The 23,841-nt window shown below is 69.4% G+C and carries 21 protein-coding genes; 19 read left to right on the top strand and 2 right to left on the bottom strand.

Annotated elements, in window-relative coordinates; translation table 11 throughout:
- The first annotated feature begins 115 nt into the window (after positions 1 to 115).
- The 16 genes from LMH63_RS06335 (at position 116) to LMH63_RS06260 (ending at position 19,454) form a co-directional block, all read left to right on the top strand.
- Entirely contained in the window at positions 116 to 1,327 is a 1,212-nt protein-coding gene (locus LMH63_RS06335; protein ID WP_109679486.1) for a phage tail sheath family protein, read from the top strand.
- Between the two features lie 131 nt (positions 1,328 to 1,458).
- Positions 1,459 to 2,622, top strand: coding sequence for an alpha-hydroxy acid oxidase (locus LMH63_RS06330; RefSeq protein WP_109679487.1), 1,164 nt, complete (start codon positions 1,459 to 1,461; stop codon positions 2,620 to 2,622).
- A gap of 3 nt (positions 2,623 to 2,625) precedes the next feature.
- A complete protein-coding gene (locus LMH63_RS06325) occupies positions 2,626 to 3,363 on the top strand; it encodes a TVP38/TMEM64 family protein (protein WP_109679488.1) in 738 nt (245 codons plus the stop codon).
- 72 nt (positions 3,364 to 3,435) lie between these two features.
- On the top strand, positions 3,436 to 4,671 hold the full coding sequence (locus LMH63_RS06320) for an MFS transporter (protein ID WP_109679489.1): 1,236 nt from the start codon (positions 3,436 to 3,438) through the stop codon (positions 4,669 to 4,671).
- 105 nt (positions 4,672 to 4,776) lie between these two features.
- Complete coding sequence (locus tag LMH63_RS06315; RefSeq protein WP_158280417.1) at positions 4,777 to 5,295, top strand: thermonuclease family protein; 519 nt, start codon at positions 4,777 to 4,779, stop codon at positions 5,293 to 5,295.
- Between the two features lie 217 nt (positions 5,296 to 5,512).
- Complete coding sequence (katG, locus tag LMH63_RS06310; protein ID WP_109679491.1) at positions 5,513 to 7,681, top strand: catalase/peroxidase HPI; 2,169 nt, start codon at positions 5,513 to 5,515, stop codon at positions 7,679 to 7,681.
- A gap of 215 nt (positions 7,682 to 7,896) precedes the next feature.
- Positions 7,897 to 8,142 (top strand): TFIIB-type zinc ribbon-containing protein, encoded by a 246-nt coding sequence (locus LMH63_RS06305; protein ID WP_109679492.1) that lies wholly within the window; start codon positions 7,897 to 7,899, stop codon positions 8,140 to 8,142.
- A 21-nt stretch (positions 8,143 to 8,163) separates the two neighbouring features.
- Positions 8,164 to 9,246, top strand: a complete 1,083-nt coding sequence (locus LMH63_RS06300) for a beta-N-acetylglucosaminidase domain-containing protein (RefSeq protein ID WP_229332743.1) — start codon at positions 8,164 to 8,166, stop codon at positions 9,244 to 9,246.
- A gap of 206 nt (positions 9,247 to 9,452) precedes the next feature.
- A complete protein-coding gene (locus LMH63_RS06295) occupies positions 9,453 to 11,021 on the top strand; it encodes a cation:proton antiporter domain-containing protein (RefSeq protein WP_229332742.1) in 1,569 nt (522 codons plus the stop codon).
- 80 nt (positions 11,022 to 11,101) lie between these two features.
- Entirely contained in the window at positions 11,102 to 12,643 is a 1,542-nt protein-coding gene (locus LMH63_RS06290; protein WP_146205237.1) for a bifunctional aminoglycoside phosphotransferase/ATP-binding protein, read from the top strand.
- Positions 12,644 to 12,851: 208 nt separating this feature from the next.
- Positions 12,852 to 14,129, top strand: coding sequence for a DegT/DnrJ/EryC1/StrS family aminotransferase (locus LMH63_RS06285; RefSeq protein ID WP_199225709.1), 1,278 nt, complete (start codon positions 12,852 to 12,854; stop codon positions 14,127 to 14,129).
- 28 nt (positions 14,130 to 14,157) lie between these two features.
- Complete coding sequence (gene tauA, locus LMH63_RS06280) at positions 14,158 to 15,171, top strand: taurine ABC transporter substrate-binding protein (protein WP_109679495.1); 1,014 nt, start codon at positions 14,158 to 14,160, stop codon at positions 15,169 to 15,171.
- Between the two features lie 70 nt (positions 15,172 to 15,241).
- Entirely contained in the window at positions 15,242 to 16,018 is a 777-nt protein-coding gene (locus LMH63_RS06275) for a taurine ABC transporter ATP-binding protein (protein ID WP_109679496.1), read from the top strand.
- A gap of 29 nt (positions 16,019 to 16,047) precedes the next feature.
- Entirely contained in the window at positions 16,048 to 16,878 is an 831-nt protein-coding gene (locus tag LMH63_RS06270) for an ABC transporter permease subunit (protein WP_199225710.1), read from the top strand.
- 76 nt (positions 16,879 to 16,954) lie between these two features.
- Complete coding sequence (gene pdxR / locus LMH63_RS06265; protein WP_158280418.1) at positions 16,955 to 18,451, top strand: MocR-like pyridoxine biosynthesis transcription factor PdxR; 1,497 nt, start codon at positions 16,955 to 16,957, stop codon at positions 18,449 to 18,451.
- A 277-nt stretch (positions 18,452 to 18,728) separates the two neighbouring features.
- The gene (locus tag LMH63_RS06260) at positions 18,729 to 19,454 is read left to right on the top strand and encodes a sulfite exporter TauE/SafE family protein (protein ID WP_158280419.1); all 726 of its coding nucleotides are present in this window, start codon (positions 18,729 to 18,731) and stop codon (positions 19,452 to 19,454) included.
- 16 nt (positions 19,455 to 19,470) lie between these two features.
- Here the strand turns inward: LMH63_RS06260 and LMH63_RS06255 are convergent, their stop codons facing one another.
- Positions 19,471 to 20,790: an NAD(P)/FAD-dependent oxidoreductase gene (locus tag LMH63_RS06255; RefSeq protein ID WP_229332741.1), complete on the bottom strand. Its 1,320-nt coding sequence runs from the start codon at positions 20,788 to 20,790 to the stop codon at positions 19,471 to 19,473.
- Between the two features lie 181 nt (positions 20,791 to 20,971).
- Between LMH63_RS06255 and LMH63_RS06250 the strand changes: the two genes are divergently transcribed.
- The 3 genes from LMH63_RS06250 to LMH63_RS06240 all read left to right on the top strand — a co-directional run bounded on the left by LMH63_RS06250 (position 20,972) and on the right by LMH63_RS06240 (position 22,829).
- Positions 20,972 to 21,523 (top strand): VOC family protein, encoded by a 552-nt coding sequence (locus LMH63_RS06250; protein ID WP_109679500.1) that lies wholly within the window; start codon positions 20,972 to 20,974, stop codon positions 21,521 to 21,523.
- A 53-nt stretch (positions 21,524 to 21,576) separates the two neighbouring features.
- Positions 21,577 to 22,329 (top strand): maleate cis-trans isomerase family protein, encoded by a 753-nt coding sequence (locus LMH63_RS06245; RefSeq protein ID WP_109679501.1) that lies wholly within the window; start codon positions 21,577 to 21,579, stop codon positions 22,327 to 22,329.
- 104 nt (positions 22,330 to 22,433) lie between these two features.
- On the top strand, positions 22,434 to 22,829 hold the full coding sequence (locus LMH63_RS06240) for a phasin family protein (protein WP_109679502.1): 396 nt from the start codon (positions 22,434 to 22,436) through the stop codon (positions 22,827 to 22,829).
- A 114-nt stretch (positions 22,830 to 22,943) separates the two neighbouring features.
- Here the strand turns inward: LMH63_RS06240 and LMH63_RS06235 are convergent, their stop codons facing one another.
- Positions 22,944 to 23,492: a cytochrome b gene (locus LMH63_RS06235; RefSeq protein ID WP_109679503.1), complete on the bottom strand. Its 549-nt coding sequence runs from the start codon at positions 23,490 to 23,492 to the stop codon at positions 22,944 to 22,946.
- Positions 23,493 to 23,841: the final 349 nt, after the last annotated feature.

Here is a 23,841-nt window from a genome sequence, read left to right as displayed (position 1 = left end):
ACGCCCCCGCAATCCGGTGCTATACGACAATCCGTATGGGCGCTTGCCCCGCCAGCTGCCGGCCGGCCCGGTGCGTGCCCGGTGAGCCGGTTGGGCCACTGAGGGAGGGCGAGCCATGCCGGAGTACCGCATGCCGGGCGTTTTCGCGGGCGAGACGGGATCGCTGCCACCGTCCATCCGCGGCGCGGCCACCGCCGTGGCCGGACTGGTGGGCCCGACCCGCCAGGGGCCTCTGCGGGGGACTCCGCTCGGGCTGAGCAGCTTCGTGGAATTCGAGCAGCACTTCGGCGACGCCGGCGACCTCGTCCTCGATGGCAGGCCGACGGTGAATCACACCGCCCTCGCCACGCAGGCGTTCTTCCGCAACGGCGGCAAGCGTCTGTTCGTGGTGCGCACCGTGGCCGGCGTCAATGACCCGGCCAGCGCCGCCGACGCGCCGCTGGGGACGCCGACGGCGAGCGACTACGCCGGGAGACTCGACCCACGCTCGGGCAGCACCGGGCTGGCAGCGCTGGAGGCGGTGCCGGAGGTCTCCGTGGTGCTGACACCCGCCGCCGCCGCGGCGGACGCCGCCGAGCATCGGCGGGTCATCGAGGCCGTGCGACAGCACTGCCAGCGGATGCGCCATCGAATTGGCCTGGTGGACCCGCACCAGGACGACTCGATCAGCACCCTGCCGGGCCTCGCCCGCCGACTCGACGACTCGCGTCTCGCGCTCTATTTCCCCTGGGTGGTCGCGGCCGACCCCACGGGCCAGCGGCGTACGCTGCCGTTGCCGCCGTCGGGCTTCATCGCCGGGGTGTATGCCCGCAACGACCACCACCGGGGTGTCCACAAGCCGCCGGCGGGCCTGGCGGTCATTGGCGCGCTCGGCTTCACCCGCCAGATCGACGGTCACGACCAGGCACTCCTGAACCCCGCCGGCGTCAACTGCCTGCGCAGCTTTCCCAGTCGCGGGCATCTCGTCTGGGGCGCACGCACCCTCTCAAGCAGCCCGGAGTGGCGCTACGTCAACATCCGGCGGTACTTGAGCTACCTCGAGCAGTCCATCGAGACCACCGCGGAATGGGTCGCCCACGAGGCCAACGGCGAAGCGCTCTGGACGCGGCTTCGGAGCACCGTGGACGCCTTCCTCTACCAGGAATGGCAGCGCGGCCGCCTGCGCGCCGCCACCCCGCAGGAAGCCTACTTCGTGCGCTGCGACCGCAGCACCATGACCCCGGCCGACATCGCCGCAGGCCGGGCGATCTGCGAGGTCGGCGTCGCCCCGCTGCGCCCGGCGGAGTTCATCGTCTTCCGTGTCGTACTGGCCACCGCCTCCGCCTGAAGCGCCGGCCGTGGTCAACCCGACCCCGGATTTGTGGCATCGTGGGCGCGGCCCGCGGGGCCGGCGGGCCGCCGCCGGCCCCGCGCCAAGTTTGCCCGTGCCCCAGCGGCGCGCAGCAAGGAGCTGAAGACGTGCCCGTGATCACCTGCATCGACGACCTCAAGACCCTCTACCGCCGGCGGGTGCCGCGGATGTTCTACGACTACTGCGAGACCGGGAGCTGGTCGGAGCAGACCTTCCGCGAGAACACCTCGGACTTCGATGACCTCCATTTCCGCCAGCGCGTGGCCGTGGACATGACCAACCGCACCACGGCGAGCCGGATGATCGGGCAGGACGTCGCCATGCCGGTGGCGCTGGCGCCGGTGGGCCTTACGGGCATGCAGCACGCCGACGGCGAGATCCGCGCGGCGCGGGCCGCCGAGCGCTTCGGCGTGCCGTTCACGCTTTCGACGCTGTCCATCTGCTCCATCGAGGACGTCGCCGAGTACACCAGCAAGCCGTTCTGGTTCCAGGTCTATACGCTGAAGGACGACGACTTCATGGAGCGGCTGATGGACCGCGCCCGCAAGGCGGGCTGCTCGGCCATCGTCATCACCCTGGACCTGCAGGTGCAGGGCCAGCGCCACAAGGACCTGAAGAACGGCCTGAGCGCCCCGCCCAAGCTGACACCGAGCTCCATCGCCAACATGGCCACGAAGGTCTCCTGGGGCCTCGGCATGCTCGGCACGAAGCGCCGCACCTTCGGCAACGTGGTCGGCCACGCCAAGGGCGTCACCGACCCGGCCTCGCTCTCCTCCTGGACCGCGGAGGCCTTCGACCATGCCCTGGACTGGGCTCGGGTCAAGGAGCTCATGGAGATGTGGGGCGGCAAGGTCATCCTGAAGGGGATCATGGACCCGGAGGACGCGAAGCGCGCCGCCGACCTCGGCGCGGATGCCATCGTCGTCTCCAACCACGGCGGCCGGCAGCTGGACGGAGCGCTCAGCTCCATCCGCGCGCTGCCCGGCATCATCGAGGCCGTGGGCGACCGGGTGGAGGTCCTGTTCGACAGCGGCATCCGCTCCGGGCAGGACATTCTCAAGGCCCTGGCCCTCGGCGCGAAGGGCGTGATGATCGGTCGCTCGTGGGTCTACGGCCTCGGGGCCATGGGGGAGGCCGGGGTGACCAAATCCCTGGACATCCTGCACAAGGAGCTGGATACGACCATGGCGCTCTGCGGCCATCGCGACATCAACCAGGTGGACCGCGACATCCTGCTGGTGCCGGAGGATTTCACCGGCCGCTGGGCGTAGCCCATGCCGCGCCGGCTGTGGCTCGTCCTGCTCACCCTGGCGGTACTGGCGCTGCTCGCCGGCGGCTGGCAGTGGCTCGCGTACCAGGACCTGATCAATGCGGAGGCGGTGCGCGCCGGGCTGGAGCGGATCGCCGCGCTGGGCGACCGGTCATGGCTGCCGGTCGCGCTGGTGGTCATCTACGTGGCGGCCTCGCTGCTGGTGTTTCCTCTGAGCCTGCTGGTGGCCGCCACCGGCCTTATCTACGGCGAGCTGTGGGGCTTCGTCTACGCCATGCTCGGGACCCTCGTGGCCGCCCTGGTGACCTACCTCATTGGCTGGGGCCTCGGGCGCGAGACCCTGCAGCACCACGGCGGCGAGCGCCTGAACCGGCTGGCGCGGCTGCTCGCCGAACGCGGCATCCGCACCATGGTGTTCGTCTCGGTGGTGCCCATCGCGCCGTTCACCCTCACCAACATGGCCGCCGGCGCCTTTCACATCCGCCTGCGGGACTACCTCGCGGGATCGCTCATCGGCCTCACGCCCGGGCTCTTCGCCATGACCGTGATCGGCGCCCGCCTGCCGCAGCTGCTGCTCGCGGACAATCTGGACGTCGCCCTCGGCGCGCTCGCGGCGATCGTGCTGGCACTGGGCGTCCTGGTCGCGCTGCGGCACCTGCTCGCCCGCCGCCAGCCGCCGCCGGGGAGCGCCACGGGGTCCCGCACCGCGCGTCAGCGCGACGCCTGCGAACGGGCGCGGTAGCCTGCACGCCGGAGCGCCCGCCCAACCGGGACCGCCACAATCACCCGCCCTCTCGCCACCAGCCACGACGCCATGCCCGCTTCCGAGCCGCCCGAGCAACCGCCACCCGACCCCCGCGCCGAACGCGTGCGCAATCTGCTGTGGGTCTCCCTCGGGCTGTGCGCGACCTTCGTCGTGCAGACGATGATGCTGGTGGCCACCCCCCTGTACGCGGTGCGCCTCGGTGCCGGGCCGACGCTCACCGGCGCCATCCTGGCGATGCCCTATGTGCTGCCCCTGGTGCTGGCGATCCCCATGGGCAGCGCGGTGACGCGCTTCGGGGCCAGGCGCGTGCTGATGCTCGGCGGCCTGGCCCTGGCTGCCAGCCCGGCGGCCGTGCTGCTGGCACCGGGCTACGGCGGCCTGGTCGCGGCACAGCTTCTGCTCGGCCTGGGGCACACGCTGATGGTGCTCTCGGCGCAGGCCATAGTATCCGGCCTCGGCCGGGGCCGGGCGCTGGAGCGCGCCTTCGGCTGGTACTCGATGTTCGTCTCCGTGGGCCAGCTGGTCGGCCCGCTCCTGGCGGGCTGGCTGATCGATCTCGACGGGCTCGAGCGTGCCTTTCAGGCCATGGTCGTACTCTCCCTCTTGAGCCTGGCGAGCGGCGGCTTTCTGGTGGGCAGTGCCCAGCGTGCGGCGCCGGCCAGCGCAGCGGAAACCGGCTATATCGCGCAGCTGCGGCTGCTCGGGGACAATCGCGGCGTCCAGCTCTCGCTGGCGATTTCCGTGGCGGTGATCTTCGCCCTCGCAGCCCTGGCGAGCTTCCTGCCCGTGTACCTGGAGACGCTGGCGCTCTCGGCGACCGCCATCGGCGCCCTGCTGAGCCTGCGGGCCCTGTGCGCCATGCTCGTGCGCCCCATCATGGCGACCCTGATCGATCTCGCCGGCGGGCGCCGCCGGGCCATCCCCCTCTCGGTGCTGGCCGTGGCGGTAGGCCTTATGCTGACCGGCACCACCGGGAACGTCTGGCTGCTCGGACTGCTGGCGATCCTGCTCGGGATCGGCAGCGGGCTCTCGCAGCCGCTGTCGATGGTGGTGCTGGCGGAGCACGCACCCAGCGCGCAGCGCGCCGGAGCCCTCGGCATGCGGCTGACGGCCAACCGGGCCATGCAGTTCCTGGCGCCCCTGCTGGTGGGCGTCATCGCCGGCACAGCGGGCTTCGGTGCCGCCTTCTTCGCCGCCGGGGCGCTGGTCGGGCTCTGCCTGCTGCCCATCCACCGGCTGATCGACGCGCCCGGCACGCCACCGACGGCAAGGGGCTGCCGATGATCACCCCGCGGATGACGAATGCTGAACGCGAGACGGCGGGGAGCCACCCATCCCATCGAAGGGATTCAGTACACTCGGGAAGTCAGAACACGGGGAGTGCCGACCGTGCCGCGACACCGAAACGCCGCCTTTCTCTGTCTGCTAGCCCTCACCGGCGGCCTCGCCGCCGACACCGCGGGGGCGCTCGAGTATCACCCCCAGTGGGCGGAAGTCACCGGCATCGTTGACGGGGACACCTTCGTGCTGCGCTTCCCGGAAGCCGACGAGGGCCGGCAGATCGAGTACCGCGCCAACCTCATGGGCGTCGACGCCCCCGGCCGCGGCGAGAGCGAATGCGAGGCGGAGCACGTCGCCGCCATCACCCAGCGCCTGCTGGCAGGTCGGCGGGTCTGGATAGAGTGGGACAGCCACGACAAGCGAACGGGGGACGGCCGCCTGCTGGTCTACGTCTATCATCCGGACGACCGCGACGCCGAGCTCAACGAGCTCTACATCGAGCAGGGCTGGGGCTGGGTGCCCCGGCCCTACCCCGCCGACCGCAAGGCCGACTATCTCGCCCTCGAGCGCGAGGCCAGAGCCGCCGAACGCGGCATCTGGGGCGGCCCGTGCCCACCGCCGCTGTGACCCCGACCGATGGCCGTGGACCCATGCCCGGCCAGACACGGGAACCATAGCCTGCACCTATCGATTCGGTAGAAAAAACCATCTCAACCAATCGACGGTCCTTGCTGTATGGTCCCGCTCATGCCGCGCATGGCCCGCGGCGCTTACCCCTCTGCAGGCAACGTCGAGGACGACCATGAGCACGAACGCACTCGAGGCTGCAGGCCGCTGCCCGGTAATGCACGGCTCACACACCCGTGTCGGCGGCCGCGGCGCCACCAACGAATTCTGGTGGCCGAACCAGCTGAATCTGAAGATCCTCCACCAGCACACCCCCGAGTCCAGCCCGCTGGGTCGCGATTTCAACTACGCCGAGGCGTTCAAGTCGCTGGACCTGGCGGCGGTGAAGCGCGACCTCTACGCGCTGATGACCGAATCCCAGGAGTGGTGGCCGGCCGACTACGGTCACTACGGCGGCCTGTTCATCCGGATGGCATGGCACAGCGCCGGCACCTATCGCACCGGCGATGGCCGTGGCGGCTCCTCCACCGGCAACCAGCGCTTCGCACCGGTGGACAGCTGGCCGGACAACGGCAACCTGGACAAGGCGCGCCGCCTCCTCTGGCCGATCAAGCAGAAGTACGGCAACCGGATCTCCTGGGCCGACCTGATGATCCTGGCCGGCAACTGCGCCATGGAGTCCATGGGGTTCAAGACCTTCGGCTATGCCGGCGGCCGCGCGGACATCTTCGCCCCCGAGGAGGACATCTACTGGGGTGCCGAGGACGAGTGGCTCGGCAACAAGCGCTACACCGGCAACCGTGAGCTGGAGACCCCGCTGGCGGCGGTGCAGATGGGTCTGATCTACGTCAACCCCGAGGGCCCGGACGGCGAGCCGGACCCGTACAAGGCCGCGCACGATATCCGCGAGACCTTTGGCCGCATGGCCATGAACGACTACGAGACCGTCGCGCTCACGGCCGGCGGCCACACCTTCGGCAAGGTGCACGGTGCCGCGCCGGATTCGCATCTCGGCCCGGAGCCGGAGGCGGCGCCGCTGGAACAGATGGGCCTCGGCTGGAAGAACAGCTACGGCACCGGCAAGGGCGACGACACCATCACCAGTGGCCTCGAGGGCCCCTGGACGCCGAACCCCACGCGCTGGGACATGGGCTACTTCGACATGCTCTTCGGCTACGAGTGGGAGCTGGAGAAGGGCCCCGGCGGCTGCTACCAGTGGACGCCCAAGGACATTGCCGACAAGGACATGGTCACCCGCGCCCACGACAGCGCCACGAAGATCAAGCCGATGATGCTCACCACCGACATCTCAATGAAGGTGGATCCGAGCTATCGCGAGATCTCAAAGCACTTCCACGAGAATCCGGAGGAGTTCGCGGACGCCTTCGCGCGCGCCTGGTTCAAGCTCACCCACCGGGATCTCGGCCCGAAGTCCCGTTACCTCGGCCCCGAGGTCCCCAGTGAGGATCTGATCTGGCAGGATCCGGTCCCGCCGGTGGACCACGAGCTGGTCAATGCGCAGGACGTGAAGGCGCTCAAGAAGAAGATCCTGGACTCCGGCCTCGGCACCGCCGAGCTGGTTGCCACCGCCTGGGGCTCGGCCTCCACCTTCCGCGGCTCGGACATGCGCGGTGGCGCCAATGGCGCGCGCATCCGCCTCGCCCCGCAGAAGGACTGGGAAGTCAACGAGCCGGCGCGCCTGCAGATGGTGCTGGGCAAGCTAGAGGGCATCCAGCAGGACTTCAACCGCGCCCAGTCGGGCGGCAAGCGGGTCTCACTGGCCGACCTGATTGTCCTCGGCGGCAACGCCGCCATCGAGCAGGCAGCGAAGCAGGCGGGCTTCAACGTCGAGGTGCCGTTCCATCCCGGTCGCACCGACGCCACCGAGGAGCAGACCGACGCCGAGTCCTTCGAGGTCCTGGAGCCGGTGGCGGACGGCTTCCGCAACTACATGAAGAAGCGCTACACCGTTCCGGCCGAGGAGATGCTGCTGGACCGCGCCCAGCTGCTGAAGCTGACCGCCCCCGAGATGACCGTGCTGCTCGGCGGCATGCGGGCGCTGGACACCAACGTCGGCGAGGCGAAGCACGGCGTGTTCACGGAGCGCCCGGGCACCCTCAGCAATGACTTCTTCGTCAACCTCCTCGACAACGATACCGAGTGGCATCGCACCGACGAGGAGGGCGAGGAGTTCGAGGGCCGCGACCGCAAGTCCGGCGCCATCAAGTGGACCGCCACCCGGGTCGACCTGGTGTTCGGCGCGAACTCCCAGCTCCGGGCCATCTCGGAGATCTATGCCCAGGACGACGGGCAGGAGAAGTTCGTGCACGACTTCATCGCTGCCTGGAACAAGGTGATGAACGCCGACCGCTTCGACCTCGCCTGAACCGGCGAGCGTCCCCAGGCGCCCGGGCCTCCCTCGCGGACGCCCGGGCGTTTTTTCGCTTGCCCGCAGCCGCGAATCGGTGAGACATGCGGGCTAGCGATGCAGCGGTTATTGATTCCGCCGCAGGACGCCCGCACGATTCAGCCGAAGCGGACGTCGCCCCGACGTCGCAGCCAACGCGCCCCGGAATACCCGCAAGCCCGTGGAGGTGAACCATGCAGTGCCCGGTCTGCCGCGACCAGCGCCTTGAGATGACCGACCGGCGGGGCGTCGAGATCGACTACTGCCCGCAGTGCCGGGGCGTCTGGCTGGACCGCGGCGAGCTCGACAAGATCATCGAGCGCTCCGCCGCCGAGGCCGGCCCCCCGCGGGACGCGAGGGCGCCGAACCAGCCCGAGCGAGGCGGTTACCACAAGCCCCAGAAGCGCAAGAGCCTGCTCGGCGAGCTGTTCGATTTCTGACCCCGGGCCGATGGGGCACCGGTGACAGAGACCGACTCCACGCTGCCCCGGCTCGGCGTGATCGAGGGCTTCTACGGCCCCGCCTGGCGCTGGGAAGAGCGGGAAGCGCTCGCCGCAACTCTGGCGGACCACGGCTACCGCTTCTGGCACTACGCGCCGAAGCTGGATGCCAGCCTGCGGGAGGGCTGGCGCGAGCCATGGCCCGCCGGTCAGGCCGAGGCCATGGCAGCCTTCGCCGGGCGCTGCCGCAGACTCGGGCTTGCCTTCGGCGTCGGCCTCGCCCCCATCGGCTTCGACCCCGCGGAGGCGGGCACGGGACATGCCCGGCTCGCCGAGCGCCTGGGCGAGCTGGACGCCGTCGGCATCGACGAGCTGGTGGTCAGCTTCGACGACGTCGCCGACGCGACGCCGGATCCGGCCCACCGGCAGGCCGCCGTCACCGAGTGGATCGCCGCGCGCACCCGGGCCCGCCAGGTGCTCGTCTGCCCGACGTACTACAGCGACGATCCGCTGCTGGATCGGCTGTTCGGGGCGCGGCCGCCCGATTACCTGGCAGCGCTGGGCCGCGCCCTGGACCCGGGCATCGGGGTGTACTGGGCCGGCGAGGAGATCTGTCCGCGTGAGATCTCCCCCGGCCATCTCGAGGCCGTTGCGGAGCGCCTGCGACGGCGGCCCTGGCTGTGGGACAACTACCCGGTCAACGACGGCACGATCGCCTGCGAGCACCTGCATCTGCGGCCGTTTACCGGTCGTCCGGCCACCCTCGCGCCGCAACTGAGCGCCCACGCGATCAATCCGGCGCTGCAACCGACGCTCTCGGCGCTGCCCGCGCTGACCCTGCCCTGGCGCTATCGTGCGGGCGAGGCTTTCGCCTACGGTCGGGCATTCCGGGACGCCGCCCGCGCCGTCCTCGGAGATTCGCTGGCGGCAGCCCTGGCCGAGGATCTGACCCTGCTGGAGGATGCCGGCCGGCAGCGCCTCGGCGCACAGGCAACCGGCCTGCGCGCCCGGTACGCCGCCTTCGATCATCCGGCGGCGCGGGAGGTCGTGCGCTGGCTCGATGGCGGTTACCGGCCGCAGCAGGCCGCCCCGGGCACGGCCTGAGCCGCCGCGGTCGCGGCAGTCGCGACGGCCCCGGCCGATTCACGGCTGGGGGCTCGGCGCCGGTACAATCCGCCGTCAGCCCCGAACCACTGGACCAGGCGGGCCGGCCCGCAGGGCCATCGCGCCGCGGTCCGGCATCGTCGGGCGATGCAGCTTACCCGGGGCCTCGCTGACGCCCCCTACCGGCAGCACGGGAGCCAGAAGCCATGATGCTCGAGCTTCTGACGATCAGCTTCGCGCTGGTCTTCGGCCTGTTGATGCAGCAGATCCGCATCCCGCCGCTGGTGGGCTTCCTGCTGGCCGGCTTTGCGCTGAGCGCCTGGGGACCCGACCTGGGGATGCCCGAGTTCACGGGCCCGGTACTCGATCACATCGCCCACGTCGGCATCCTGCTGCTGCTGTTCACCGTCGGCCTGAAGCTCAAGCTCCGCCAGCTCATCCAGCGCCATGTGGTGGGCACCTCGCTCATCCACTTCACCGTGACGACGGCCGTGTTCACCGGCGCCCTCGTCCTGCTCGCGGGCCTCGCCGGGCGCGAGGCGGTGCTGCTGGCCATCGCGCTGTCGTTTTCCAGCACCGTGCTCGCCGCGAAGATGCTCGACGCCAAGCGCGAGCTGCGCGCGTTTCATGGCCGCTCGGCCATCGGCATCCTGATCATCCAGGACCTCATCGCCATTGCCACGCTGGCGCTGTTCAGCGAACACAAGCCCTCGCCCTGGGCACTGCTGCTGCTCGCCCTGCCTCTGCTGCGGCCGTTGCTCTACTGGCTTCTGGAGACCGCGGGGCGGGAGGAGCTGCTGGTTCTGGTGGGCATGCTGATGGCCGTGGTGATCGGCGGCCTCGGCTTCGAGACCGTGGGCCTCAGCGGCGAGCTGGGTGCGCTGCTCATGGGCGTGCTGCTGGGCGAGCATGGCCGCAGCAAGGCACTCGCCGACGCGCTATGGAGCCTCAAGGAGGTGTTCCTGGTCGGGTTCTTTCTGCAGATCGGCCTCGCCGGGCTGCCGAGCAGCAGCGAGCTCCTGTTCGCGGGGGCGCTGGCGCTTGTCCTGCCGCTGAAGGCGCTGCTGTTCTTCGCGCTGCTGATTGCCTTCCACCTGCGGGTGCGCAACGCCCTGGTCTGCAGCCTGTCCCTCACCTGCTACAGCGAGTTCGGCCTGATCGTCGCGGCGGTGCTGCTCGAGGAGTGGGTCGTACCGCTGGCCGTGGCGGTGGCGCTGTCGTTCATCGTCTCGGCGCCGCTCAACCGCAACAGCAACCTTATCGTGGAGCGCCTGGAGCACCGCCTCAAGCGGTTCGAGCGCTCCTGGGAGCACCCCGACGAGCAACCGATCGCGCTGGACAATGCCGACGTGCTGATCCTCGGCATGGGACGTGTCGGCACGGCCACCTATGACTATATCCGGGACCGCGGGCTGCGGCCCATCGGTATCGATTCCGATCCGAGCCGCATCAGCCATCACACCGGGCAGGGCCGCAAGGTGGCCTATGCCGACGCCGACGACCCGTTCTTCTGGCATAACCTGGACCTGAGCGATGTCCGCGCGGTGGTCCTCGCCCTGGCCGGACAGGAGTCCAAGGAGACCGCCGTCCGCCAGCTGCGCCAGAGCGGCTACCACGGGCTCATCGTGGGCCATGCCATGCACCAGGAGGAGGCCGACCGCGTCACCGCCCAGGGCGCCGATGACACCTACCTCACCATGACCGAGGCGGGCTTCGGCCTGGGCGAGCACCTCTGCAGCGCGCTGCAGCCGGCAACACCGACGGAGAAGGCCTGACACAGCGCGGCATTGCGCTGCACAATCGACCCTGTACACCGAAGCCATACCCACTTCAGGATGGGATCGACGGAGACGCCGTGGCGGTACCAGCCATGCCCGAGAATCCCTGCATGCAGCGCGCCCTGGTCGACTGGCTCCAGCGCCCGGACGCCCACGGCGGCGCCGCGGTGGAGCATGTCGAGACCCAGATCAGCCATGTCTTCCTCGCGGGCGATCATGTCTACAAGCTGAAGAAGGCGGATGCCCCGGCATTCCTCGACTACGGCACACCCGAGCGGCGACGTCACGCCGCCGAGACCGAGCTCGCGGTCAACCGGCGCACCGCGCCGCACCTTTACGAGGCCGTGATCCCGGTGCGGCGTTACGACGGCGGCTTCACCCTCGGCGAGGGCAACGGCGAGCCAGTGGACTGGCTGGTGGTGATGCGCCGCTTCGAGCAGGCGGACCTGTTCCATGTCATGGCGCGGGAAGGCCGCCTGAGCACGGAGCACGTGGTTGATCTCGCCGACGCCGTCGCCGACCTCCATGCGCAGGCCGGGATCCGCCGGGACCACGGCGGCGCCGAAGGCATGCGCCATCACTACCGGGTCCCCCTGGACACGCTCGCCGAGGCCGAGACGAGCCCCTTCGCAGGTACCGCGCTGGATGCGCTCGGTGCTGCCCTTGACGCCAGCTGGCGGCGGCTCGGCCCGCGGCTCGAGGCGCGGCGACGCCACGGCCGTGTGCGCCACGGCCATGGTGACCTGCACCTGGCCAACGCCTGCCTGTTCGAGGGCCGGGCGACGCCCTTCGATGCCATCGAGTTCTCCGAGGCACTCGCCTGCACGGATACCCTCTACGATGCCGCCTTCACCGTCATGGACCTGCTGGCGCACGGGGAGCGCGCGCTCGCCGGCGATTTCCTCAACCGCTATCTGGAAGCCACCGGCGACTACAGCGGCCTCGCCTGCCTGCCCTTATTCGTCTCGGTGCGCGCCCTGGTCCGCGCCATGGCCAACGGCCTCACCGACGACCCCGAGCGGCAGTCCCGCGCGCGGGACTACTTCCACCTCGCCCGCAGCGCGCTGGACTGGGCGCCGGAACCACGGGTCGTCGCCATCGGCGGCCTGTCCGGGACGGGGAAGTCCACCGTCGCCCGCGGCCTGAGATCGGACCTCGCACCCGGCCCCGGTGCCGTGCAGCTGCGCAGCGACGGCATCCGCAAGCGCCTCGCCGGCGTCGCCCCGGAGGCACGGCTGCCACAGCAGGCCTACCGCCCCGAGCACACCCGCCGCACCTACCGGCGCCTCGAGCGCCACGCCCGCCGGGCCGCCCTCGCCGGCTGGCCCGCCATCCTCGACGCCACCTTCACCCGCCCGGAGAGTCGTCAGCGGGCCGAGGCCATCGGTCACTCCCTGCGCGTTCCGTTCACGGGGCTGTGGCTGACCGCCCCGGCCGACGTGCTGCGCCAGCGTGTCGCGGCCCGTGCCGCAGACGCCTCGGACGCCGACCTCGCGGTGCTGGAGCGGCAGCTGTCCCTGGATACCGGCGCCATGCGCTGGCCGGACGTACCCGCCACCGGCACCCCCACCGATGCGCTCGCCCGTGCACGCCGGGCGTTGATGCGGGAGATGCGGTAGCTCGGGCCGGGTCGGCGGGCGCCGCCCGGGACCGTCGTGCAACGCCAGGGATATCGGCACCGGCAGCGGGCATTGCCCGCTCCTGCCCACCGTTCAGACGCTTTTCTGGACTGCCAGAAAGGCGAAATCTGGACTGCGCTTTAGCCCCAACCGTCTTCTAGCCTCACGACAACCGGGGCCGTCCTGGGCGGCCATTCCGATTCGCGCCATGCCGTTTCGCATTGAAGGCATCCGCGGCACGGCGCTTTGTGGCGGTGGCAATCAACGACCAGAGGTACCGGGCGAGACGATGCGCGAGTTCCCGAGATCCTTTACCGAACAGCAGCCGATCCCCGCGGCAGGGATCGAGCGCGCCACCGAGGTCATGGCGAGCGGGAAGCTGCATCGCTACAACCTCGGACCCGGTGAAACCGACGACGCGGCGCTGCTCGAACAGGAGTTCGCCGGGTACGTGGGGCGGCGCTACTGCGTGGCCTGCAACTCAGGCGGGTTCGCGCTGCACATTGCCCTGCGCGCACTGCTCCCGGAGCGGGGCACGCCTGTGCTTTGCAATGCCTTCACGCTCTCGCCCGTGCCCGGGGCGATCCACAACGCCGGCGGCGTCACTGTGCCCGTGGAGACGGACGAGTCCCTGACCATCGACTGTGACGATCTGCGCCTGGCGGCCGAGACCCATGACGCGCGCTTCCTGGTGCTCACCCACATGCGCGGCCATATCGCCGACATGGACGCCGTCGCCGCGCTCTGCGCAGAGCTCGGGATCACACTGATCGAGGACTGCGCCCACACCATGGGTGCGTACTGGCGCAACCGCCCTAGCGGCGCCCACGGTACCGCCGCCTGCTTCAGCACCCAGTCGAACAAGCACATCAACTCGGGTGAGGGCGGCCTGCTGGTCACCGACGATGCCGAGCTCGCCGCCCGGGCGGTTCTCTACACCGGCTCGTACATGTTCTATGACAGCCACCTCGCCGCTCCGCCGCGCGCGCGGGTCGGCGAGCTGAGCGGCGAGATCCCGAACTACAGCGGCCGCATGGACCGCCTGCGCGCGGCGTTGCTGCGCCCACAGCTGAGCGAGCTCGAGGCCCGCCGCGAGCACTGGAACGCGCTCTACCGCAGGCTCGAGGGGCGCCTTGCGCAGGCGGACGGCATCACGCTGCCACAGCGCCACGCCGCCGCGGAATATGTCGGCAGCTCGTTGCAGTTCTGGGCGGAGGGCCTCGCACTGGAGCAGTTCCCGGATTTCATCTCGCGCTGTGCCGACCGCGGCGTACCCGTTGCCTGGTTCGGCAACCCGAGCGCACGTGGCTACACATCCAATTTCCGCCACTGGCGGTACCTGAGCGTGGAGCGGGCGCTTCCAAAGACGCAGAACGTGCTGTCCCGACTCTGCGACATCCGCCTCCCCCTGACATTCACCGAGGAGGATTGCGCGCTTATTGGCGAGATCATCGACGACTCCCTGCAGGCCACCCGGCCTGAATAGTCCAACAACGACCCAGGAGGCCGACACAATGGCTACACGCAAGCTCAGAATGGCGCTGCTCGCGCTGACCACCCTCGTACTGCTCGTCTCCACCACCGGCGCGGCCATCGCGCAGAACAGCGTTACGGTGGGCCATTTCGGCGTGCCCACACCGTGGAAGGCAGCCGTCGAGGACGGCGCGTTCGCCGAGGCAACGGGCTGGGATATCGACTGGCGCCAGTTCGACTCCGGATCCAGCGTCATCTCGGCGCTGGCCTCGGGCGACGTCCAGCTTACCGCGCTGGGGTCGAGCCCGACCGCCGCCGCGATCGGCGCCAACGTCGACCTGCGGATCGTCTACCTGGACAAGGTCTTCGACACCGCCGAGGCGATGGTGGTGCACGAGGACTCCGGGATCGTGGCGCCCCAGGATCTCCGCGGGAAGACCATTGCGGCGCCCTATGCCTCCACCACGCATTTCCACCTGCTGGTGGCGCTGGAGCAGTTCAACATCCCGCGCGCCGAGGTGGACATCATCAACATGAGCCCCAACCAGATCGCAGCCGCCTGGGAGCGGGGCGACATCGATGGGGCCTTCGTCTGGAATCCGGTGCTATCCGAGCTGCTCGACAGTGGCCGCCTGCTGATCTCCTCGGGTCAGCTCGCCAACTGGGGCAAACCGACGTTTGATGCGTTCGTGGTGGACCCCGAATTCGCCGAGGCGAACCCCGAGTTCATGCGCGACTTCATCAGCGTTGTGGCGGACTACGCGGCGCGCTATACCGACAACCGTGCCGCGTGGACTGCCGACTCCGCCGAGGTTCAGCTGATCGCGCAGAACACCGGTGCCGACGCCGAGGATGTCCCGCCGGTACTGAACGGCATCGAGTTCCCCTCGCTCGAGCGCCAGGCTTCCCCGCTCTGGCTCGGCGGCGGCGTGGCCGAGGGTCTGCGCGCCACGGCGGAGTTCCTCGAGGCCCAGGGCGAGATCGACAGCGTCGCGGACGACTACTCCCGCTACGTCGACGCCAGCTGGGTCGAGTCACTCGTCAACGACCAGTAGGCCCTGGCCCGCCCCTGACCTGCGGTATCGGACCTCCGATCCCGGAGGTCGGGGGCCTGGAGGATGCAACGTGACGGCACTACGCGCAGAACAGGTCTCGGTGGTGTTCCCCTCCGAAAGCGGAGAAGTACACGCCCTGGACAACGCCGACCTCTCGATCTCGGAAGGTGAGTTCGTGGTCGCACTGGGCGCGTCCGGCTGCGGCAAGACCACCCTGCTCAACCTACTCGCGGGGTTTCTGCAGCCAACCCAGGGACGCATCTCCTTCGGTGACCGCGAAATCACCGGCCCCGGCGCCGACCGGGCGGTGGTATTCCAGAAGCACGCCCTGCTGCCGTGGCTGAACGTGCTCGACAACGTCGCCTTCGGGCTCATGCTCCAGGGCGTTCCGAAGGCCAAGCGCTATGCGACGGCGCGCCATTTCATCTCGGCGCTGGGGCTCGAGGGCTTCGAGTCCAAGGCCATCTACGAGCTCTCCGGCGGCATGCAGCAGCGCGTCGGCGTCGCCCGGGCGCTCGCCGCCGATCCCGAGGTGCTGCTTATGGACGAGCCGCTGGCCGCACTGGACGCCCTCACCCGCGAGCGGGTGCAGGAGATCCTGCTCAAGGCCTGGTCGGAGAGCGGGAAGATGGCCTTCTTCATCACCCACAGCGTCGAGGAGGCGCTGTTCCTTGCCACCCGAATCATCCTGATGTCGCCGCGGCCGGGGCGGATCACCCATGTCTACGAGACGGAGTTCTCCAAGCAGTACCTGAAGACCGGCAACTCCCGAGAGATCAAGGCGTCGCGGGAGTTCATCGACATGCGCGAGGACATCATGCGGAGAATCCAGGGGGACGCCGGATGAAACCTGCCGTATCCGACACGATCAGGCGCATGACGGGCCTGGCAGGCAACGGCACCCGCAGGAATGGCGGGCCGGCCGTATACGGCGAGCTCGGTGCCGGCGAGAGCCGTGCCGTGAGCGTCTGGAGTGCGCTGATCATCCTCGCGCTCTGGTGGATCGTCACCAACGCCGGGCTGATCCGACCGTTGTTTCTGCCCTCCCCGGAGGCCGTGATTGCGCAGGCGGTGTCCATCAGTACCGAGGGCTATCAGGGCTCGACCCTGTTCGGGCACACGCTGGAGAGCCTGAGGCGGGTATTCGGCGCGTTTGCGCTTGCCTGCGTCACCGCGATTCCGCTTGGCATCGGCATGGGTGTGAACCGGCTGGTCCGGGGCATTCTTGACCCGCCGATCGAGTTCTACCGCCCGGTACCGCCCCTCGCCTACCTGCCGCTGATGATCGTCTGGTTCGGGATCGGCGAGACCAGCAAGGTGCTCCTGATCTTCCTCGGCATCTTCGCGCCGCTGGCGCTCGCCGCGAGGGCCGGGGTGCGCTCGTCCTCCATCGAACAGATCCACGTCGCCTACAGCTTCGGGGCGAGTCGCTGGCAGGTGCTGCGCCATGTGGTGTTCAAGTCCGCGCTGCCGGAGATCCTCACCGGCATGCGCATCAGCATCGGCTTCGGCTGGACCGTGCTCGTGGCCGCGGAGATGGTGGCGGCCCGCTCCGGGCTCGGCTTCATGGTGCTGACGGCCGCCGAGTTCCTGCGCACGTCCATCGTCATACTCGGCATCATCGTGATCGGATGCATCGCCTACGCGTTCGACCTTGTGATGCGCAGCATCGAGCGCAGACTCGTGCCCTGGAAGGGGCGCGTGTAGGCACAGCGATATCGTCCCGACGCGCCCGATCACTCGGTGAGCCGGCCGCCGGGCGCGGATGGCACGAGGAGACGGGATGGGACGCAAGGCACGCGCTGCGAGCGCGATGTGGTACCGGCTCTACGAGACCCTGGACGCCGATGCCGGCAGCCCCCGCGCCAGGGTCCAGAACCTGCTCGTGCAGGCAGTGGTGGAAAGGTTCCTCGCGCCCGGCGACGCCCTGCCCTCCGGGCGCACCCTCGCGCGGCGGCTGGGTGTGGCCCGGAGCACCGTCACCGCCGCGCTGCGGCGGCTGATGGATCTCGGCTACGTGGAGTCGCGGGAGCGGAGCGGCTACTACGTGCATCCGCGCGTGCAACGGCACTTCGCGGATGGCGGCGCCGTGCCCAAGGAGGGTACCCCGTCCCAGGACGCGTTCTGGGAACAACGCTTCCGGATGGATCTCTCCGGCCAGCGCAACATCGCCAAGCCACCGGACTGGCAGGACTATCGCTATCCGTTCCTCTACGGCCAGTTCGACGCCAGGCTCTTTCCCCGCCACGAATGGCGCGACTGCGTTCGCGCCTCGCTGTCTCTGGCCGGCATCAAGGCCTGGGCACCGGACCTTATCGATCGCGACGAGCCCTCGCTGATCCGACAGCTGCAGACGCAGCTTCTCCCGGCCCGCGGCGTGTGGGTGGGAACAGACGAGATACTGGTCACTGCCGGCGCCCAGAACGCGCTGTTCCTGCTGGCCATGCTGCTGGTGGAAGACGGCAGGGTCGTCGGCGTGGAGGATCCGGGATATCCGGACGCGCGCAACATCTTTGAGATGCACGGCGGCTCCGTGCGGCCGATCCCCATGGACGATCACGGCATCGTCGTGGGCGAGGCCATCAGGGAATGTGATTATCTGTTCGTCACGCCAAGCCACCAGTGTCCGACCGGCGTCACCCTGCCCATCGATCGGCGGGAGCGGCTAATCGAGCTCGCCAATGCCCACGGCGTGGTCATCATCGAGGACGACCATGAGAGCGAGCTGAATTTCGCAAGTCACCCCACACCCGCCCTCAAGAGTCTCGACCAGACCCACAACGTGGTGTACATCGGCAGCCTCTCGAAGACCCTCGCCCACGGCATGCGCCTCGGGTACGTCGCAGGCCCCGCGGCGCTGATCCGGGAGCTGCGCAAGGTGCGCCGGCTCTGCCTGCGCCATCCAGCCAACAACAACGAGTTCACTGCCGCGCAGTTCATCCGCAATGGCTATCACGAGGCCTACGTGAATTATCTCAACGGCATCTACCGGGAGCGCTCACAGGCACTGGAGGCGGCGATCCGCCGTCATCTGCCCGCCTGGCGTTTCAGGCAGCGTGAGGGTGGCTCCGCACTCTGGGTGCAGGGACCCGCGAACATGCACGGAGATGAGGTGGCCGCGGCGGCGAGACAGCAGGGCGTGCTTGTCGAGCCGGGGCATGTCTTTTTCAGCGACGATCGCGCACCACGGAATTATCTGCGGATGGGCTACTCATCCATCAGCGCCGAGGACATCGACGAAGGCATCCGCCGGCTCGCAGAGGTGCCTGGCGTCCACTGACGCCCCCTGCGGCCCCTGCCAGCCGCCCTGCGGGGCCGCCTGAAAACTCATCACGCCCGGGGCTGACGTCAGGCCGCCTGACGCGCCACCCGGCAACCGGGTACCGTGACGGATCAGCGATTCCGCCGCACTGGTGCTACCCAGCGAACCGCCCTGTCGGCAGGCTTCGGACAACATGGGCGCCGGGAAGCCTCCCGAAGCCGGGGAGCCATGGCCGGGATTGCCGTGCGCGATGCCCGCGCCGAGATTCCAGAATGCAGCCAAAGGGGACACGGCCTTGGAAATCCCGCTGCTGGAGACGCTGATCATGGCCCTGGTGATCTTCCTGGGGGCGCTGATCCAGGGCGCGATCGGCTTTGGGCTCGGGATCATCGCCGCCCCCTTCATCGTCATGATCGAGCCGGCGCTGATCCCGGGGCTGATCCTCTTCGTCGCCCTCCCCCTCGCCTCGCTCACGGTCTGGCGGGACATCGCCGGACTGGCCCTCGGCGAGCTCACCTGGGCCATCATCGGCCGCATACCGGGGACGCTTGCGGGGCTGGGTTTCCTCGCCTTCGCTTCCACCCGACTGCTCTCCGTCCTGCTCGGTCTGAGCGTGCTCTTCGCCGTGGTGCTGAGTGCGCGGCAGCCGCGCATCCGGCGCACGCGGCCGCGGCTCTTTGGCGCCGGCGTGCTGTCGGCCTTCATGGCCACCACCACCTCCGTCGGTGGCCCACCCATGGCGCTGCTCTACCAGAGCGCGGAAGGGCGCTCGGTGCGGGCCAACCTGGCCGCTTACATGGTGATCGGCACCGTCGGCTCGCTGGTCGCGCTAATCGCCGTGGGTCGCTTCACGCTGGCGCATGCCGGCGTCTCCACGCTCATGCTGTTCCCCACCTTCCTCGGGTTTCTGCTGGCGCGGGTGGTGCTGCCGCTGATCAACCCCGCCTGGTTCCGGCCCGGCCTGCTGATTCTGTGCACTGCCGCGGGGCTGACCGCTCTGGTCAACGGCCTGGTCGGCTGATGCCCCCTTTGACGATTCAATGCAGCTTGAGGCGCGGGCGGGTGCGCCGCGCGAGCCACTGTAGCGTGCTGATCAGCAGCATGCGCGGCAGGCCGTGCACCACCGCCAGGTGCTTGCGGTAGAGCGAGGCGTAGGCGGCCCGCGCGAGCAGCCCCTCGATCATCCAGTTGCCGAACACGCTGCCCATCAGCCGGCCCACGGCGTGCCGTTCGGTGAGGGAAATGAGCGAGCCGTAGTCCCGGTAGACGAAGGGCGGCGGCGTTCGCCCGGCGATCAGGGCCGGGAGGTGGCGCGCGAGATACTCCGCCTGCTGGCTCGCCGTCTGCGCCCGCGGCGGCAGCGGGCGATCCGCCCCCGGCGGTGTCTGGGCGGCGCAGTCGCCGAGGGCAAAAACCCGGGGGTCCGCCGTGCGCAGGCATTCGTCCACCACCAGCTGCCCGCTGCGCGTCGTGGCAAGGCCCTCCAGCTCCTGCAGCCAGGCGGGTGCGCGAATGCCCGCGGACCACACTCGCAGCTCCGCGGGGACGAACTCTCCGCCCTCGACATGCATGCCACGGTCGGTCACCTCGGTAACCGGGCGTCCGGTGAGCACGCGCACGCCGAGCTCCTCGAGGCGGGCGTGGGTCTTCGCCGAGAGCCCCGGCGAGAGGGCCGGCAGGATGCGCTCCGCCGCCTCGATGACCGTGAGGGTGAGGTCGCGCTCGGGATCGATGCGATCGAGCCCATAGCCGGCTGCCTTGCGCGCGGCGCTGCGCAGCTCGGCCGCCAGCTCCACGCCCGTCGCCCCGCCACCGACGATGGCGACGGACAGCTGCTCCGGGGCGAGCGGTGTTTCCTGCAGCTGCGCCCCGAGCAGCGCGCGCATGAGCATCTGCTGAAAGCGCTCGGCGGCCGCGGCGTCATCCAGGAACACGCAGTGCTCGGCCACGCCCGGAGTGCCGAAGTCGTTGCTCACGCTGCCGACGGCCAGCACGAGCCAGTCGTAGTCGAGCTCCCGTGCCGGCACGAGCGCCCGGCCCGCCTCGTCGGTGATCGCGGCGAGGCGGACACGGCGCCGGCCGCGATCGAGGCCGACCATGCGTCCGAGCTGGTAGGTGAAGCCGTGCTGGCGCGCCTGGGCGAGGTAGTCCAGGGCATCTGCGCCGCTGTCCAGCGTCCCCGCCGCGACCTCGTGCAGGAGCGGCTTCCAGAGGTGGGTGAGGCTCGCATCCACCAGCGTCACCCGGATCCGCTCACGGCGCCCGGCCCGGCGGCCGAGGCGGCTCGCCAGCTCGAGCCCGCCGGCCCCGCCGCCGACCACGACCACGTGGGGGATGTCTGCTGCTGCGCTGCCCATAACCGCCAAGTCTAGACTGCCGTCTGCCGGTGCACATTCGTGCTTGGCGCTCGCCTCGCGCAGACCGTTACCGTTTCGGTAACCCAGCGTTTCGGCTCGGGAGTCTTCGCAAGGCCGCGGAGCAATCGCATGCTAACGCAGGGATCGATTTCCGCTTCCGCACAACACGGGATCACTCTCCATGAACCAGCCGCCTTCCCCGAAATCGACCACTGTCCGCGGCCAGCCGGTGGACCTGGCCGCCCCCGTCGATGCGCGGGCGGATGTGGGCCACGTGCACCTGAAGGTCGCCGATCTGGAGCGTGCCATCGGTTTCTATCAGGGCGTGCTGGGCTTCCAGGTCCGGCAGCGCTGGGGCGACAGCGCCGCTTTCCTCGCGGCCGGCGCCTACCACCATCACATCGGGCTGAACACCTGGCAGAGCCGCGGTGGGCCGCCGCCGGCGCCGGGTACCACCGGCCTGTTTCACGTCGCCCTGCGCTATCCGGACCGTCCGGCACTCGCGGATGCGCTGCGCCGCCTCATCGCCGCCGGCATCGAGCTCGACGGGGCGGCGGACCATGGCGTGAGCGAGGCGCTCTACCTGAGAGATCCGGACGGTAACGGCGTGGAGCTCTACCGCGACCGCCTGCCGGAGGAATGGCCGGTGGACGCTGCGGGTAACCTCGCCATGTACAACGCCGCGCTGGATTTCGACTCGCTGCTGGCGGAGCCGGCACCGGGGCGCGGCTGAGCTGCGATACTGCGGGGCACCCTCCGCCGAGGCCATCCAGCCAGGAGCCTGTCATGAGCCAGAAGCCGTACCGCATCGGGCAGATCGTCCCGAGCTCGAACACCACCATGGAGACGGAGATCCCGGCCATGCTCCGCGCCCGGGAGGCCGTTGCGCCCGAGCGCTTTACCTTTCACTCGAGCCGCATGCGCATGAAGCAGGTCACCCGCGAGGAGCTCGCGCGCATGGACGACGAGTCCGACCGCTGCGCCCTCGAGCTCTCCGACGCGCACGTGGACGTCATGGGCTACGCCTGCCTGGTGGCGATCATGAGCCGGGGCCGTGGCTATCACCGTGAGTCCGAGCAGCGCCTGCACCGGGCAAGTGCCGACAACGGTCACGCCACACCGGTCGTGAGCAGCGCCGGCGCGCTCGTCGAGGGCATCCAGGCCCTCGGCGCACGCCGGGTCTCGGTGGTCACGCCCTACATGCGGCCGCTCACGGAGATGGTGGTCGACTACATCGAGGCCGAGGACATCCAGGTACTGGACAGCATCTCCCTGGAGATCCCGGACAACATCGCGGTGGGCCACCGGGACCCCATGGCGCTGGTCGACATCGTTGATGACCTCGACGTCCGTGGCGCCGACGCGGTGGTGCTGTCGGCCTGCGTGCAGATGCCCTCCCTTGCGGCCATCCCGGCCGTGGAGGCGAAGCTCGGTCTGCCCGTGGTGTCGGCCGCGGTCTGCACGACCTGGCGCATGCTGAGGGCGCTGGATCTGGAGCCGGTAGCGCCGGACGCCGGTCAGCTCCTCGCCGGCCGGTGAGCGACTGTTCGGTTCGGGCCTGTTGCAATGCAGCATTCACCCTGCTATATTGCACTGCAACAACATCAGCAAGCCCATCCGCAACCGAACCAGGAGAAACGGATATGAGTAACGAGACCTTCAACAACTACACCGAGCAGGCCGAGAAGCTCTTCGTCGGTCCCGCCCGCGCCTATGCCAAGCTGGCGGCGGACTATACCGAGAAGCTGGTCAACGCCCAGATCGAGGCGACGCGTGCCTACACCGAGGTCGGCCTCGGGCAGCTGCGCTCCGCGCTGGAGATCAAGGACCAGAAGGACCTCCAGGCCTATGCCGAGGGCCAGCAGAAGGTGGCCCGGGATCTTGGCGAGCGCGTCAAGGGCGACGCCGAGAACGTGGTCGCGATGAACCAGGAGTTCGTCAACGAGGCGCGCAAGCTCGTCGAGAGCAACGTCAAGAGCGCCTCCGAGGCCGCGAAGACCGCCCAGGCCGAGACGGCCAAGGCCGCCCAGGCCAAGTAACCACCGCCCGCGGCGGTTACTGCTACCCCAGCCTCCGCCCCGAACGGGTCGGAGGCTTTTTTTGTCCTCGGCGAGGCACCCCCAGAGGCGCCGGTCGGCGGGGTGACCGGCCGATCAGCGCAGGGACATGCGCTGCATCACCCCGTCCTGCAGCACGCGCCAGTGATGCAGTGCGGCGGCAACGTGCAAGATCACCAGGCCGAGGATCGTCCAGGCGACAAGCCCGTGCCAGCCGTACAGCGTCTCCGAGAGCGCCTTGTCGACGCCGATCAGGCCCGGCAGCCTCAGCCCGAAGAAATCCACCGGGAAGTCCCCGGCCGCCGTGGCCAGCCAGCCAAGCACCGGCTGCACGATCAGCAGCAGGTAGAGCAGGCCATGCACGGCGCTGCTCGCAACGCGCCTGGCCGGATCAAGCGGGTGCTGGTAGGCCGGCTTGCCATAGCCCAACCGCGCCAGCACGCGCAGGAGCATGGCCAGCAGAATCAGCACACCGACGCTCTTGTGAGCGGTATACAGGGTGTTGGTGGCCGCCAGGCCGAGCGCGTCACGCGCCCCCTCGAAACCGAGCCAGCCGAGCAGCAGCCCGGTGGTCAGCGAGATCAGCGCCAGCCCTGCCACCGTCCAGTGCAGCAGCCGCTGGGGAAGCGCATACCGGTAGGCCATGATCTACCACCTCTGCCGGCTCCCTTCCAGAGTAGGCGCTCCCCTCGCCTCTCGTCACGCCCCGCCGGAGGACGAGGGATCGCGTCGCCTCCTTCGCGGATGGCGCACTGCCGCCCGTCGCCCTGATCGAATCCCGTCGGCGGCTTTGACGTTCGTCAACCGAATCGTCATGCGGCCCTGTTACACGTGGGCTGTGCGACTTTTAATGCCGGATGCCGAGAGGGTTACCGACCATGTCCAATCGCCGCCAGTCACACCCTGAAAGAACGGCTGCGCCACGATTTCCGGATCGCGGCGTACCCAAAGATTTCGAGAAGCAGTTCGCCGCAATCTTCGGCGAATCTCCTAA

It is taken from the genome of Spiribacter halobius, from assembly GCF_020883455.1.
Lineage (GTDB): Bacteria > Pseudomonadota > Gammaproteobacteria > Nitrococcales > Nitrococcaceae > Sediminicurvatus > Sediminicurvatus halobius.
The sequence above is the reverse complement of the archived record's forward strand: the minus strand, read 5'-3'. Positions and strand labels throughout refer to the sequence as shown.